At 34.7% G+C, this 15575-nt stretch carries 15 protein-coding genes; 4 read left to right on the top strand and 11 right to left on the bottom strand.

Annotated features, from left to right (window positions below; all coding sequences use genetic code 11):
• The first annotated feature begins 19 nt into the window (after positions 1 to 19).
• The 3 genes from RBH94_RS15300 (at position 20) to RBH94_RS15290 (ending at position 2278) form a co-directional block, all read left to right on the top strand.
• The gene (locus RBH94_RS15300) at positions 20 to 304 is read left to right on the top strand and encodes an Hpt domain-containing protein (RefSeq protein ID WP_307881683.1); all 285 of its coding nucleotides are present in this window, start codon (positions 20 to 22) and stop codon (positions 302 to 304) included.
• Positions 305 to 313: 9 nt separating this feature from the next.
• On the top strand, positions 314 to 1027 hold the full coding sequence (locus RBH94_RS15295; RefSeq protein WP_307881682.1) for a LytTR family DNA-binding domain-containing protein: 714 nt from the start codon (positions 314 to 316) through the stop codon (positions 1025 to 1027).
• A 477-nt stretch (positions 1028 to 1504) separates the two neighbouring features.
• Positions 1505 to 2278 (top strand): hypothetical protein, encoded by a 774-nt coding sequence (locus RBH94_RS15290; RefSeq protein ID WP_307881681.1) that lies wholly within the window; start codon positions 1505 to 1507, stop codon positions 2276 to 2278.
• A gap of 99 nt (positions 2279 to 2377) precedes the next feature.
• On the opposite strand, the gene moaA is transcribed toward RBH94_RS15290, so the two are convergent.
• From moaA to glp, 11 genes are all read right to left on the bottom strand, one after another.
• Positions 2378 to 3388: a GTP 3',8-cyclase MoaA gene (gene moaA, locus RBH94_RS15285; protein WP_307881680.1), complete on the bottom strand. Its 1011-nt coding sequence runs from the start codon at positions 3386 to 3388 to the stop codon at positions 2378 to 2380.
• 214 nt (positions 3389 to 3602) lie between these two features.
• Positions 3603 to 4688 carry a tyrosine-protein phosphatase gene (locus tag RBH94_RS15280; RefSeq protein WP_307881679.1) on the bottom strand — a complete coding sequence of 362 codons (1086 nt, stop codon included), beginning with the start codon at positions 4686 to 4688 and terminating at the stop codon, positions 3603 to 3605.
• Positions 4689 to 4699: 11 nt separating this feature from the next.
• Entirely contained in the window at positions 4700 to 7573 is a 2874-nt protein-coding gene (locus tag RBH94_RS15275) for a TonB-dependent receptor (protein WP_307881678.1), read from the bottom strand.
• 189 nt (positions 7574 to 7762) lie between these two features.
• Positions 7763 to 8827 (bottom strand): AraC family transcriptional regulator, encoded by a 1065-nt coding sequence (locus RBH94_RS15270; protein ID WP_307881677.1) that lies wholly within the window; start codon positions 8825 to 8827, stop codon positions 7763 to 7765.
• A 97-nt stretch (positions 8828 to 8924) separates the two neighbouring features.
• Positions 8925 to 9836: a bifunctional molybdenum cofactor biosynthesis protein MoaC/MoaB gene (gene moaCB, locus RBH94_RS15265; RefSeq protein WP_307881676.1), complete on the bottom strand. Its 912-nt coding sequence runs from the start codon at positions 9834 to 9836 to the stop codon at positions 8925 to 8927.
• 23 nt (positions 9837 to 9859) lie between these two features.
• The gene (locus RBH94_RS15260; RefSeq protein WP_307881675.1) at positions 9860 to 10303 is read right to left on the bottom strand and encodes a molybdenum cofactor biosynthesis protein MoaE; all 444 of its coding nucleotides are present in this window, start codon (positions 10301 to 10303) and stop codon (positions 9860 to 9862) included.
• Positions 10303 to 11385 carry a HesA/MoeB/ThiF family protein gene (moeB, locus tag RBH94_RS15255; protein WP_307881674.1) on the bottom strand — a complete coding sequence of 361 codons (1083 nt, stop codon included), beginning with the start codon at positions 11383 to 11385 and terminating at the stop codon, positions 10303 to 10305. Before moeB ends, RBH94_RS15260 begins: the two co-directional genes overlap by 1 nt.
• A gap of 6 nt (positions 11386 to 11391) precedes the next feature.
• Positions 11392 to 12192 carry an NTP transferase domain-containing protein gene (locus RBH94_RS15250; protein ID WP_307881673.1) on the bottom strand — a complete coding sequence of 267 codons (801 nt, stop codon included), beginning with the start codon at positions 12190 to 12192 and terminating at the stop codon, positions 11392 to 11394.
• Position 12193: 1 nt separating this feature from the next.
• Positions 12194 to 12937 carry a sulfite exporter TauE/SafE family protein gene (locus RBH94_RS15245; protein ID WP_307881672.1) on the bottom strand — a complete coding sequence of 248 codons (744 nt, stop codon included), beginning with the start codon at positions 12935 to 12937 and terminating at the stop codon, positions 12194 to 12196.
• A 16-nt stretch (positions 12938 to 12953) separates the two neighbouring features.
• A complete protein-coding gene (locus RBH94_RS15240; RefSeq protein ID WP_307881671.1) occupies positions 12954 to 13292 on the bottom strand; it encodes a winged helix-turn-helix domain-containing protein in 339 nt (112 codons plus the stop codon).
• A 12-nt stretch (positions 13293 to 13304) separates the two neighbouring features.
• Positions 13305 to 14483 (bottom strand): gephyrin-like molybdotransferase Glp, encoded by a 1179-nt coding sequence (gene glp / locus RBH94_RS15235; RefSeq protein ID WP_307881670.1) that lies wholly within the window; start codon positions 14481 to 14483, stop codon positions 13305 to 13307.
• Between the two features lie 253 nt (positions 14484 to 14736).
• Between glp and RBH94_RS15230 the strand changes: the two genes are divergently transcribed.
• Complete coding sequence (locus RBH94_RS15230; RefSeq protein ID WP_307881669.1) at positions 14737 to 15387, top strand: Crp/Fnr family transcriptional regulator; 651 nt, start codon at positions 14737 to 14739, stop codon at positions 15385 to 15387.
• Positions 15388 to 15575: the final 188 nt, after the last annotated feature.

The following is a 15575-nucleotide window of genomic DNA, read 5'->3' as shown; positions in this document are numbered from 1 at the left end:
CTTGTCATACATTCAAAGCATGTCTGGGGGAGATAAAGTCTTCGAGCAAAAGCTTATAGGTATTATTAAGCGCGAATTTCCTGAGGAAAAGGAAGTCTTTTATGAGAATCTAAAAGTTGGAAACTACCTAAAGACGGCAGACAATGTCCACAAACTTAAACATAAAATTCTTATTTTGGGACTCGAAAAAAGTTATCATACAGCGGTGGCATTTGAGGATAATTTGAGAGAAGGAAAAATACATTTAAGCGCTGATTTTGAAGCTATTTTAATAAGCCTAACTAATTACTTGAAAACAATATAATCGAGCTCTATGAATTGTATAATTATTGACGATGAGGAAACTGCAAGAGCAATTATTAAACAAATGTGTTCTTTAACAGGCGACTTAACTGTTTTAGAAGAATTTCCGAATGCAATTCAGGCTATGAAATATTTAAATCAGAATGAGGTCGATTTAATATTTCTTGATATTCATATGCCCGAATTTACTGGCTTCGATTTTATTCAATCGTTGAAAAATCCGCCGAAAATAATTTTAACAACATCCGATTCTAAATTTGCTATCGATGCTTTTGAATACGATTGTATTATAGATTATTTGGTAAAACCGGTGTTACCAGCCCGTTTTGAAAAAGCTGTTTTAAAAGCTAAAAAGACAGAATTAAAGCAAGAAGCGGTTACCGATTCAGAGCCCAAAGAACAGACTACTTCCGATAACGATTTGTATGTTAATATAGACAGGCGCTTGATTAAAATAGATATTCCGAGTATTTATCTCATTGAGGCGAAAGGCGATTACATTAACATAAAAACGCAAACTAAAAACTACACCGTCCATTCTACGTTAAAGAAGATTGAAGAAAAATTACCAGCCGATTTGTTTTTAAAAGTACACCGTTCGTATATTATTAATATTGGTGAAATTGTTGATATTGAGGATAATAGCGTGCTTATTAAAAAAGATGTGGTTCCTGTTAGTCGTTCAAACCGGCCTGAATTAATGAATCGTTTAAATCTTCTTTAAGGGTTTAACTTAAGATTTCTGTCATTCGTCTAAACAAAATTTTCATTCAGCGAAAAACAAAAGACAACTCTGTTTCTTGTAAATATCTTTGCTACAGGTAAATAACAGTGGCGGGTTATTTTTAAGTGTTTTAACTTTTCATATTTTTTTAAGTTGAGTTATTTACCTAATAATGTGTTATAGTATGGGTGAGTAGTCCATGCGCAGGTAAAAATAGAGGGACATTTATGTTTGAATGATTAATAGCAAAACTTCTATTTATAAAGGCAAAAACGAAAGTTTTTGCCTTTTCTATTTTATCTAAAACAGTATTAAAGGCTTTTAGCTGAAGGTGTATTGTCAATATCACACTTATCAAATTTATGTTTCAACTAAAGGAAATTACCATTCGTCTACAGTAATCTGAATTCTGCCTAAATTTTGATCGGTATTACCTAGTAAAATAACACATTTGTTATAGATAAAACCCAATGTTTAATGAGATTAGCCATAATTACAAATTACCCGATTAGCCTGGACAGACTGGGTGATTATGCTTATCGTTTAATTAAACATTTTAGACAAAACGAGTCGATTTCTGAAATTGTTTTGTTAACCAATGATGCATTGGAAAAGAAGGGTTTGTTTTTTAAAGAATCGGGTTGTAAAATACAAGTGAAGCCTTGTTGGGTGATGAATGGCTTGTTGAATGTTTTTACAATAAATAGAGCTATAAAGGAAACTAAACCAGATGCTGTGCTGTTCGATTTTAAAAAATCGATGTTTGGAGATAATAAAGTAGCCAATGGCTTAGGAATGGCATTACCGTTTTTGTGTAGACTTAAGAATATATCGAATATTGCTGTTTGGCATGAGGTTTATGATGAAGATCAATTTAAGTCTGTTACAAAATTTTTTGTCAGACGATTAAATAAATTAATGCAATTGGCTGATGGTATTGTTGTAACCAAAGTTTCTCATGAGCAATTGTTAAAAGAAAAATATAACGCTAAACACATAACTTTTGTACCTCAAAATATTAATATCCCCGAAGCGCAAGAAGTCTCTCAACTAACTAAACTAAACCAAATTTCGAACTTCGGGGATATTATTGAGTACACAACAACAGAAGAATTAAGTAGGGAAACAAAGGAGTTGATTTCGATTAATAAAGTGGTTGATGTTTGTATGGATATGTTTCAAAATATAGCAAAAGAGAAGGCATATTTATACGAAAAAAAGGTGAAGAAATTCATCTTGGAAACAAGTTAGTGTATTTAAGGGTTACTCTCTCAATATTTGGTTAAAAACCAAATTTTAACCCTGTCTTCGAGGAAGTCTTTTTGGGCTTCCTTGATTTGTTTAAATGAATTATCCGCCTATAGTTATCATGCTACGGTTTTGATTATGGCGCTCTGGCTCTTGCAGTTTCTCTAAAGTATTCATACCACCACGTACTTTAAATTTAGCTTTTACGGCCTTTTCAATAATAGGTTCTATTGGTTTTCCTGCACGTAGTGTTCCTAAAATATCAGATTCTGTAGCCGAAAACAAACAATTTTTTAATTGTCCGTTGGCTGTTAAACGCAGTCGGTTACAAGAATCACAAAAAGGGTTAGTAACCGAACTAATAATGGCGAAACTACCAGTAAAGTCTTTTATTTTGTAGTTTTTAGAGGTGTCGTTGGGAGCATCTTGTAAGCGTTCAACAGAAGTTTTAGGAAACGATTCGTAAACATGATTCATAATATCGCTGTAAGATACCATTTTACTCATATCCCATTTATTACCATCAAATGGCATAAATTCAATAAACCGAACTGAAATTGGTAAGTCTTTTGTAAAATGAATAAAGTCGATGATTTCATTATCGTTAAAACCTTTCATTAAAACCACATTAACTTTTACGTTAAAACCTTCTTTTATTAAAAGTAAAATGTTGTTGTAGACTTGGTCAAAATTATCACGACGTGTAATTTCTTTGAATTTATCACGATTCAAGGAATCTAAACTGATGTTTAAACTTTTTACGCCATTGACTTTGAGTACATCGATAAATTTATCAATAATAACAGCGTTTGATGTGATCGAAAGTTCTACGGGCAACGACGCCAGTTTTTCTAAAACCACATTGAAATCTTTTCTAACGAGCGGTTCCCCTCCGGTTAATCTAATTTTTGATACGCCATGTTTTACAAAGGTTTTGGCAATATCATAGATTTCTTCGTAGGTCATTAAGTGGCTTTTAGAAGACAATGGCACACCTTCTTCGGGCATGCAATATGAGCATCGTAGATTACAGCGCTCTATTAACGAAATGCGCAAATAGGCATGGTCTCTGCCAAACTTATCTTGTAATATGTTATTAGGGGTTGTACTCATTTTAAATCTCCAGCAATAAGGCTTTTTAATAAAGTTACAAATAAGCCTTTCAATATTCAATGAATTTCAAATATATAATAGATTTTACAACTGCAGCAGAGGATTATAAGGAAATATGAAATTTAATTGAATTTGGTTGTTTTCTTCTGTAAAATAAAAAAAGCCACAATAAAAATTGTGGCTTTTTAACAAAATGAAAATGACTAGCTCAAGTCTACTCTAAGAACTTATTTCTCAACTTAGAAATAGCTGTAGAATCTAAGCCTATTTCGGTTTCAAGGTAGTTTTGTACTGAGCCATATTCGGCTTTTAAGATATCCATACCTGTTTGTAAATACGAACGTTTTACCCCCATTATTGGTCTTAAAATACGTTGATCGATACCGTAGAATTTTGCAGCTTTTTTTATGGTTTCTTCACTACTGTCGTATCTAAAGTAGTTTGATAAGGTATACTCATTATAAATGGTTTCCTCATCAACACCCAAAGCGGTTAAAATTAATGCTGAGGCGTGTCCTGTACGGTCTTTACCTGCAGTACAGTGAAATAATAACGGTGTTTTGTCGTTGTTTAATAAATCGCGGAACATTGTTTTAAAGGCGTCTTTACTTTTCAATAAGTCTTCAGAGATATTTTCCATTAGTTTGTCGCCATTAAAGGTTTCAGGGTCGGCTTCTCTAAGTTTTTTAAACATTTCTTTCATGTTACCATTCCCCATATTTCCAACAGGAACATGAAACCATTGTACACCGTTAGGATACATATCTGGTTTTTCTTCGATTTCTTCGTTGGTTCTAAAGTCTAATATCGATTTAATATCGATAGTGCTCATATAGGCTAAATCCTCTTGGGTAAGGTCTGATAATTCACCAGAGCGGTAAATAAGTCCCCATTTGGTGTGCTTGCCATCTTGGGTTGGAATACCTCCTAAATCTCTGAAATTCACGCTGTTTTCTAAATTGATTTCACGTTCAGCCAAGTGTAGTGTATCTTTACCGTTAACCGCAACAAAAGCCAAACGCTGGTTTGGTGTGTTGTTTTTAAAAGTTACAGTTCTCTTATCGTTTGAAAGCTTTTGAGGAGCGTTCCAGTTGATGGTTTCAAAACTGTTTCCAGAATATACTTCCCAGTTTCCTTCGCTTTTTAATGTTAGTTGATAATTCTTTTCGGGTAATTTATCGACGTATATTACTTCCTTAAGGGTGTACGATGGTCTTTCGGGTTTGTTGTACTCTGCACAAGCTACAACTCCGGTAAGGCATACCACACTTAACAGCCCTTTTATATGTTTTTTTGTCATAATGATTTAGGTTAAAATATCTGGTAGTTAATTCCGAATAGACCTCTTATAGAGTAGTACTCGGTTTGTTCAGGTCTTTCTGAAACGCCTTGGTAGTATCTTAATGGTTCGTTTGTTAAGTTGTTAAGCTCTACGTAAACTTTCATGTTTTTAGTTAGGTTTGCCGATGCTGTAAAATCAACAGTTAGGTTTTTACCGTACCAACGGTAGTTTTCCGGGTTTCCTTGAACCATAGCTAAAGAGGCATCTTTGTAGTTTCCAGCTAGACGGAATGATAAAGGTCCTTTTTCGTAAAATAATGATGCGTTAAAGATGTGTTTCGACTGACTTGGGATTTTTTCAGTCGTTGTTGTTACTTCAACTTCACCAGTAGATTCGTTAGTGTTGTACATTGGTACTTCCATTTCAGAATCGGCGAACGTATAGTTTGCTTCAACGCCTAATCCGCCTAAGATACCCGGTAAAAAGGTTAAACGTTTAGATAAGCCTAATTCGAAACCTGCTAACCATCCTGTTTCAGAGTTTTGAGGCTGTGTAACCTGAAATAAATTACCATTAATAGTTTGGAAGCTTCTACCCTTATAGATTACATTTTCTAAGGCTTTATAGAAGGCACCCCCACTTAAAATCCCGACGTTATCGAAGAAGTATTCTCCAATTAAATCGAAGTTGTTTGAGTATGTAGGCTCTAATTTAATATTACCACGACTAATGGTGTTTGGTGTTGTTAATAAGCTAATCGTCTCGGTTGGATTAAGTTCAGAGAAGTTTGCACGCGCCATAGTTCTTGTGTAAGCAAACTTAACGTTTAAATTATCCTGAGCCTGATATTTTAAATGAACCATTGGTAAAAGTGAACCAAAATCGTTGTTGTTCTTTACTTTTTCAATAGTTGTATTGTCATCAGCATCGGTTACTACAGAATGTCCTTTGTACTCTAAATTCGTGTGTTCGTAACGTACACCACCAATAACTTTTAACTTGTTGGTTAAGTCGTAGTCTGCCATAGCGTAACCAGCCATGACCTGCTCGTAACCTGAGTAGAAAGACCCTGCAGATGATGGGTTGTTTTCATCAAATTTGATGTTGTAGAATAACGGATTAGCATCCATTTCATCGTTGAACAAGTTGTCGATTTGATCTAAACGCATGGTGTTTTCAACTAATACGTTATCGTATGGACTTCCTATTTCAGATAAATAACCACCTCTGTAAGGGAATGTTCTGGTTTCGAAATCACTCATAGCAATTGGAGCACCATAGTTGTTTCCTAAGTATAAGCTGTACGTGTATGGCGTACCACGCTCTAAGTTCATTCTTTTAAACTTACCACCAACTTTAAGTTTTAATTTATCGTTAGCGTTGTATGTTAAATCTAATTTAGCAGTGTAATCATCTTCTAAACTGAAGGCGGGATAGGCCATTTTGTTGTTTAGGAATAACTGATCTGCTGTAACAGGAGCATCTAAATATGGTTGAATATTATCGTAGTGATCACCGATATATCCTGCAGGCGAATCGATATCTAAGAATTTGTATCCGTCGCTTGTTAAGTTGTTGTAAGTAACAGGTGCTGAAAATGTAGCCATCAGGTAGGCATCTGTATTCGCATCAGAACCTTTTACTTTTTTGTTACCCATTTCAGCAGAGTACGTCGATAATTTCCAGTCTAAATTAAACTTTCCATTATTGAACTTGTGGTCACCACCAAACTCGATACCGTGCATGTTAATATCAACAATACCATGTCTCACACGTACATCCATATCGCTGTCTTCAAAGTTAAAAATGTGCTCTACAGCAGATTCTTCATCTTTAAAGTTGGTGTAAAGACTTCTTAAGTATAACGTGTTATTGTCGTTTGGTTTAAATTCTAACCCTGTGTTTAATCCTGTGGTTGTTCTCGCTCCTAAATAATCGCGTAACTGTAGGTTGTTAATGGCTTGGTTATCCTGATTGTAAACCAACTCGTAGTTGTCTGTACCCCAGTTTCTGTTCCAGTAGGTTCCAGATACCAAGAATCCTATTTTTCCATTAGCAACACGGTCTCCATAAACTAAAGATCCACTCTGGATTGGTTTTTGAGCCTGGTTGTTGTAGCCGTAACCTAAGTTTACGTTTAAGGTTTTTTTAGAAGGGGCTGTTTTGGTAATGAAGTTAACCGAACCTCCAATCGCATCACCTTCCATGTCAGGGGTAATCGCTTTAGAAAGTTGTACATATTTAATCATTTCTGAAGGGAAAATATCTAAAGGCGCCGAACGTGTTCCTCCGGTATTATCTGATGTTCCTTCGGTTGAAGGCATACGGTCACCATTCATTAACGTCGAGTTCCAAGCGATTGGTGTACCACGTACAATAACGTAACGGCCTTCACCGTGATCACGTTCAATAGAAACTCCAGAAACACGTTGTACGGCTTCAGCGGCATTCCTGTCTGGTAATTTACCAATAGCATCAGAAGCTAAAACCTCCATAATAGCAATAGAGTTTTTCTTGATGTTTAAAGCTTTTTGTTGATTTGGTAAGTTGTTACCCTGAATAACAATCTGGTCTAATTCATTTCCACTGCTTAATGCAATGTCTCCAATATTTACAGGTTCGTTTGTTCTGGCAACGACTTCAACTTCCTGAGTTTTATATCCTATATATGATACAACAAGTGTTAATTCTCCTGGGTTTACATTGGTAATGTTAAAATGCCCGTCGAAATCTGTGTTGGTACCATTAGTAGTTCCTTTAACAATAATGTTTGCACCAGGAAGTGCTCCCAGTTCATCTTTTACAGAACCTATAATTTCTGCATTTTGTGCCATAGCACTTCCACTTAAACAAAAGACTAATAATAGTCCGAAATAGTTTAAAAGTGTGTGTTTTGTTTTCATTTGAAAATTGGTTTTGATTAATTTTTGATGCAAATATTATATCGATACCAATGAAAAAGGTTTGCTGTACTTGAGAAGGACGTTTTAAACGTACGTCTTAAATAATCCGAACTAGTTTGTGTTTTATTTTGTTGGTTTTGAGTGGTTTGTGTCTTGTTAAGAAATTTGATGTTCTTCATTAACAAAAAGTTAACTCGCTAAAAAAAGGGTTTGTTTGAACGATTTTGGTGTTTGTCCGGTTACTTTTTTGAAGTAGGTGTTGAAGGTAGATTTAGAATTAAACCCACAACTAAAAGCAATATCTATAATGTTTTCATTTCGTTTGGAATTTGATAGTTTTTGAACCACCGCATTCACGCGATATTCATTAATAAACTGGTAGAAATTCTTATTGAAGCCTGTATTTAATACCTGAGTAACGTGATGTTTTGGAATGTCTAATCGTTTAGATAATTGCAGAAGTGTAAGTTCAGGATCTAAATAAGGTTTGTTAGATTTAAAATAAGATTCAATTTTAGTCTTGTAATTATTTAAGTCGGTGTCACTAAGGTTTGAAGTCGAGTATTTTTGCTCTTCTATTTCGTTGGTTTTTGCTGTGGCTAATACATATTCAGGGTTTTGATAAGTTTTAATTTTGAAAAGAATTACACTTACCGTCGTTGCAAGGAAAAATACATAGGTTAATCTGGCGTTGATGTAAAATCCGAATTGCGATAAAACCATAATGATGAAAAACAAGGAAACCAGTGCTACAAAAATGTAAGACAACACCTTTAAAAACTTAACACGTTCTTTGTCTATAGTCTCATTATAGCTTGTGAGTTTTTTTAGACTTAAAACTGGATAAATAGCTAAAGAAGCAATTTCAGAAAGCACAAAGACCTCATAAATATCTAAAAATCCGTGGTTGTCGTAGAAGCTAATTTGAATTAAAATAACAATGAAACTAATTGTTGAAATGACAAACGGACTAAAATGTAATAATATAGATTTTAGTGTTATTTTTTCCTTTAATGATGTTGTCGCCAGATAGAGTATAGGGCCGTAGGCAAAACTAAAACTGGTTGGCACATTGTAATAAATGGGATTGTTTTCAAGAAATACTAAAAAGGTTAACTTAGTAGAAAGGTGTAAAGAAATAAAGAACATGTAAAGCGAAATAAGTTTTTCGAACGTATCTTTATTTCTTTGTGATGCCAAAAGGATAAATGAAAATATAGCCTGAAAAACTATAATGCTAATTAGGTAATTCATTAGGAAAAATTTAATCCATAAAATTACCTTTAAACAAACCAAAGGTATTTAACCTGAAGTTAATTTTAGTTTACCCTCAGGTTAAATATGTGTAGGTTTAATCGTGTCTGGCACCTCTTAATACTCCAAAAATGTGTAAAATGGAAGGGAACACCGCATCCATCGATTCTTTAGCGCCGTTTGTGGAGCCTGGTAAGGCTAATATTAATGTGTTTTTTATAGTTCCTGCAACACTTCTGGAAAGCATAGCATAAGGTGTTCTGTCCTGGCCGTAATTTCTAATCGCTTCTTCAATTCCAGGAATACGACGGTCTAAAATAGGAATTAAGGCTTCGGGGGTGACATCACGATTTGAAAGTCCTGTACCACCCGTGTAAATCACTAAATCAATTCCGGCTTCCTGATAGGCTTTAGCTTTATTTTGAATGATTTCCAGTTCATCTGGAATAATAATATAATCTTCAACTTTTACGTTGCTGAATTCTAACTTTTCAATAATAGCTTTTCCTGCTTTATCTTCTTTTTCGCCTGCCGAAATGGTATCGGAGCACACAATAACAGCGGCTTTAATATCGGTTCTAAATCGGTTTTTAAAATCAGATTTGCCGCCTTTTTTGTTGAGTAATTTGATGGCGTGAATTTCAATGCCTTTATCGATAGGTTTAAGCATATCGTACATATTCAACGCAATAACACTAGCGCCGTGCATGGCTTCGACTTCTACACCGGTTTTGTAAATAGTTTTTATAGTAAAAAGGATGGTGATTTCTAATCCGTTCATTTCGTATTCTACACCCGTATACTCAATAGGTAAAGGGTGGCAATCAGGTAAAATATCAGGTGTACGCTTTACGCCAAGTAACCCGGCGGCTTTGCTCATAGCTAAAACATTACCTTTCGGGACTGTGTCATTTTTTATTGCTTCAATAGTTTCAGGTTTACTTACTTTAACAATGGCTTGAGCCGTAGCAATGCGTAGCGTGGTATTTTTATGTGTAATATCAACCATAGTTGGTTTGTGCTTTTTTGTAATTAACTATTTTTCTTCCACTGATGTGTCTCGTCTTCAAAAATTTCCTTTCCAAAAACGGGAACATGTGCTTTTATTTCTTCAACAATATATTCTAAAGCTTTAAAAACGACTTTTCGTCTTGGTGAAGAAACAAAAACAAACAGACAGATTTCACCGGCTTTTACCGTACCTAAACTGTGATAAATATGCATGCAGGTTAAATCGAATTTTTCAAATGCAGCTTCGCGAATTTCATGGAATTTTTCGTTGGCCATATCTTCATATGCTGTGTATTCAATTGCGGAAACTGTTTTGTCATCAATAACATCGGCACGGACTTGTCCTAAAAATATATTATGAGCGCCAATGCTGGTTTTTGTTTGATGTTTAGCAATAGAATTCCCAATAAATTCTGATGAAATTGCACCTTGCTGAAACACATTTTTTATTTTTTTATCTGTCATTATTCTTGATTTTGATGTATTAAGTACTCAATAATGTCTGGAGCCCCTTCTTTAAGGCTGAAGCAGTTTTCTATGTTTAAATCCTGTAATATGGAAACCGCTTTTTTACTTCGCATACCTGACTGGCAAAAAATATATTTGTCTTTATCAGGTTGAATTTGATTGAGGTGCTGGTTCAATTCGCTTAAAGGAATAGATGTGACTGTTATGCCTTCAACTTTTGGCGTTTCATGGGTTTCTCGAACATCGATGAGCTGAATATTATTTAGATGTAAAATATCTTCAATTGAAACGACTTTAGGGGGTATTTTACAAAACACTTCGGTAGATTTTGATGTAAAATGGTCTTTGTTTTTCAAAACCTTATCTATTTCATTATCGTTTTTAGAAATATTTAAAACGGTTGTTTGGCTATTAAGTGCATTGAAGCAAAGTAGTTTTTCGGAAAGTGTATTTCCAATTCCTAAAACAATTTTTAAAACCTCGTTGGCTTGCATCGTACCAATAATTCCTGGCAGAACTCCTAAAACGCCAATCTCTGAGCAATTTGGAACCGAGTTTTTTTCAGGAGCTTCGGGAAACAGGCAACGGTATGTTGGTCCGTCTTGATAATTAAAAACCGAAACCTGGCCTTCAAACTTATAAATAGCCCCGAAAACCAAAGGTTTATTGGTAATCACACAGGCATCGTTGATTAAATAACGCGTTTCAAAATTATCGGTGCCGTCCACAATAATGTCGTATTGCTTAAAGAGCTCTAAAGCGTTTTTATGAGTTAGCTTCTCTTGGTAAGCAATAATGGAAATGCTATCGTTTAAATCTTCCAGACGTTGTTTTGCTGCTAGCGCTTTGTTTTGACCAACTGTGGCGGTACCAAAAAGGATTTGACGTTGCAGGTTGGTAATATCGACCACATCGAAATCTACAATACCAATTGTGCCAATGCCTGCAGCCGCAAGATATTGCAGAATAGGGCAACCTAAGCCGCCTGCACCGATAACGAGAACTTTTGCATTCGAAATTTTGTCTTGACCACTTTGGCCAATTTCAGAAAGTATAATATGTCTACTGTATCTATTCATAATTTTTTATCCACCAGCAAATGGGGGTAGTATGGCTATTTCTTCACCGGTTAAAATGGTTTCGTTAGAAACCAATGCTTTGTTTTGAGCTACTTTAAAGTCTTCTTGTTTTAAAGCTGGGTATTTTAATGTGAGTGATTTTATAAATTCGGAAACGGTTGCTTTGTCGTGCTCAATCGTTTCTTCTTCAATTTGAGTCACTTCAGCAATTTGTCCGAAATACTTAATATGGATTGTCATTTTTAATTGTTTTAATTCTTCAGGAGTGTTTACATTCATAACGCTTTTGGACCATTCTAAAGGTAATGTTACGGTTTTTACCTTGCATTGGTTTACAGCAAATCGTAAACGGCGTTCATCTTCATTTAAAAGTTTAATGAATTTTTCTTTACATGTTGATTTGTAAAGCGCCACTAAAGGCATCGTTTTTCCTTGGCTTTCAACTTGGATAATATCAAATTCATTTGTTGCGTTATCGATAAGTAATTGTAAAACTTCAATTGTTATTAATGGGATATCACAACTTAAAACTAAATTATAATCTGTTTTTGAGGCTTTTAATCCAGAGGCAATGCCAGCAACAGGACCAGCATCTGTGATGATATCTTGAATTCTACGCTCATTAAAAATATCGTAATCGGAATTATTTGAAACGATAATGATTTCAGAAACCAAAGGTCTTAAGGCTTGAATAACATGTTGCACAAAAAACTTGCCGTTTAGGGAGAGAAAACCTTTGTCGGTACCCATACGACTACTTTTTCCACCGGAAAGAACAATACCTGTTATGTTATTTTTTGTTATCATATTAGGTAAAGAACAGTTTAAAACACGCAATAACCAATACAAATGCTAAAATATAACGAAGGGCAGTGTTGTTAATTTTTTTACTTCCAAAGTAACCACCTAATATGCCCCCGATAAGCGCAATGGCAACCAAAATAAAAGATCCTTTTTCTAAAGTAACGCCGCTGCTAAGTTGACCGATAAGCCCGGATGCTGAATTTACCCAGATAAAAAGGGCTGAAACCGCTGCGGCTTCTTTCATTTTTCCCCAGTGTAAGAGCAAAATTATCGGTGTTAAAATAATACCGCCACCAATACCTATAAGCCCTGAGAAGAATCCAATAATACCACCAACTAACAATCCTTGCCAAAGTTTGACTTCTTTTGTAGTGTCATTTTCTTTTCCGAATATATTCAACATTTTTAAAATCGCGAATACTAATAACACGGCTAAAATCCTTTTGTATATGGACGCGTCAATTTCAATTGTTCCGCCTAAAAAAGCCAATGGAATAGAAGTAATAGCAAACGAGATAAATAGTTTTTTATTAAAAAAACCACCACGATAATAGTAGTAGAAGGATATGCCTGCTACAAACAAATTTAATAGAAGGGCGGTGGGTTTCATGGTTTCTGGCGCAAAGGAAAATAATGCCATTAAAGCCAGGTAGCCACTGGCTCCACCATGTCCTACACTAGCGTATAAAAATGAAACTACAAGTAGTAGAAATAAAAAAGCGTATATGTGTTGGTTGTCCAATAGCATATGAAGGAAGTGCAGATTAAAGGGATTTAATTTTTTCTAACTGAAGATCTAAAAAGTCCCAACAGTTTTTATTAATATCGTCAAACACATTAATTAGTGATTTACCATATTCGGTTAGTTCGGCACCGCCACCACCTTTACCGCCAATACTGTTTATGGTGACTGGTTGCTTTGCAGATTTGTTTACCGAATCGATTAAGTCCCATGCTTTTTTATACGAGATATTTAAAGATTTGGCTGCTTTTGAAAGCGAACCGGTATCATCAATAGCCTTGAGTAACTGTACGCGACCTTCGCCTAATAAAACGCCATTTTCATGCTCAATCCAAATACGACTTTTTATCTTGTAACTCATATTAATCGACTTTTAAACAGGAAGTAAGATGACTTCAACGAAATCTCCAACTTTTATTTTAGAAAGTTCTTCTGGTATAAATACTAAGGCATTGCAAATAGCATAGGTTTGTAGCATAGATGAGCTTTGACCTTCTAATATGGTAACCGAATTCCCGTTGTAGGTAGCTTTTAAAAACTGAGGACGATCGCCATGCTTTTTGAATAATGATTTAGATTTCGCCTGAATTCTAGGTAATTTATAGAACTCGTTACCCATCAATCGTTGAAGGGCTGTAAACACATAGATGTAGAAACAGGTTAGTGAAGCCGCTGGATTACCCGGTAAGGCAAACACATAAGTGTCGTTTTTAGTTCCGAAGAAAAGAGGTTTCCCTGGTTTTTGTTTCACTTTGTAAAAGTGCTCTTCTACCTGTAAAGCATTTAAGGCCTGGCCAACAAAATCGTAATCTCCAACTGAAATTCCTCCGGAAATAATAACCAAATCATGTTCTTTAATGACTTTGTCCAGCGTGTTAAGTGTTTCGTTATAATCGTCTTTTACTTTGTAAATATTTACGTCGTAGAATTTTAAACTATACAGAGTGCTCAAAAGCATTTTCGAGTTGCTTTCATAGATCTGTCCATATTCTAGATGTAATCCCGGTTCGATTAATTCGTTTCCTGTTGTAAGAATGGCGATTGTAGGCTTTTGATAAACTTTAACCTCTTTGATGCCTAAAGAACTTAAATAACCTATAGCTGCTGGGGTGAGTTTGGTGTCTTTAGCTAACGCTAGTTGACTTTTTTTAACTTGCTCACCAATAGTTCTAATATTTGTGTAGATTTCAACAGAATCATCGAGTTTAATAGTATTGTCTATACTTGATACCTTTTCCTGCATAACAACTGTGTTAGCAGTATCGGGAACCGGAGCGCCGGTAAAAATTCTTACGGCTTCTCCCTTTTTTAAGATGGGCTGATGATTGTCCCCAGCCTTTATTTCTCCTATTACCGTGTAAGTGAGCTTATCGTGCCAGTTTAAGGCGTAGCCATCCATCGCTGATTGTCTAAAAGGAGGCATGTTAATAGGAGCATAAATATTAGTGCTTAATTTGTAACCACCTGCTTTTTCCAAAGGTTTGGTCGTTTCTTTAAGTAGTGGTGAGCATTTGGTTTTTACCAAATCTAGTGCTTCGTTAATTGCTATCATAAGAAGTCGTTATGTATAAACAAATATAACGAATTTTTGAAGACAAAATAAAAAATACTTAATTTTTGTTTACAATTAAGTATTAATACTTATATTTGTTTTCTGGAGAAGTAATAAAATAAGATTAATTAATAGTTTTTAGTTGGAAACCACCATTCTAAGACATAAAGTTTCAACCACAACCCGTAAGAGTATGTCATATAATACGTCGTGTCATATCTGTGATAATTACAATTGCTTAATTAAGAGCAATATGTCGGCATTGGAAAGTGTTGATTTAGCTGTAAAAAAGAATAATCTACGTTGTAAAAAAGGACAACAGTTTATAATAGAAGGCGCTCCGGTTAATGGGTTGTTTTTTGTTTTAAAAGGAAAGGTTAAGGTTTTTAGAACAGGGATAAATGGTAGAGAACAAATTGTACGTTTTGCAAGAGAAGGTGAAATTATTGGGCATCGTGGATTTGGTACTGAAGAGTATTATTCAATAGGTGCTATAGCTTTAGAGGATACAGTATTATGTTATTTTTCTAAGCATATGCTTCAGGAGGTTTTAATGAGTAATCCAAAGTTTGCTTACGATTTAATGCTGTTTTATGCTAATGAGTTGAATAAGAGTGAATCCAAAGTAAAGTCTATTTCGCAAATGACGGTTCGTGAACGTGTTATAGATACCTTATTGTATATAAATAGAAAATTCGGGGTAAATAAAGGGTTTCTAGATGTTTGCTTAAGTAGGAAAGAATATGCTGATTATGCTGGGACTACAGAGGAACAGGTGATTAGGGTATTTTCTGCTTTGAAAAAGGAAAAATTAATTAGCGCCAGAGGAAAAAAAATAGGAATTAACGATATAGGTCTATTGAAAAGGGAAATAAGTGAGCATAATTTCTTTTTAGATAGTTAGAAGAGTTTGTTTTAAGTGCTTTACCAACTTTATTAGTTATTGCCATACGTATTTTACGTATGGCTTTTTTGTTCTTATGCTATAAGGTTTATAGGTGTTTTGAGATAATTATGGTTTTTAGCAGATTTTATTCTGATGAAAAACTGTTGTGGTTGTGTTATATGTCATTGAATAGTAAAGAAGCTACG

It is taken from the genome of Aestuariibaculum sp. YM273, from assembly GCF_030908365.1.
Lineage (GTDB): Bacteria > Bacteroidota > Bacteroidia > Flavobacteriales > Flavobacteriaceae > Aestuariibaculum > Aestuariibaculum marinum.
This window is presented reverse-complemented; position numbering and strand designations above follow the sequence as displayed.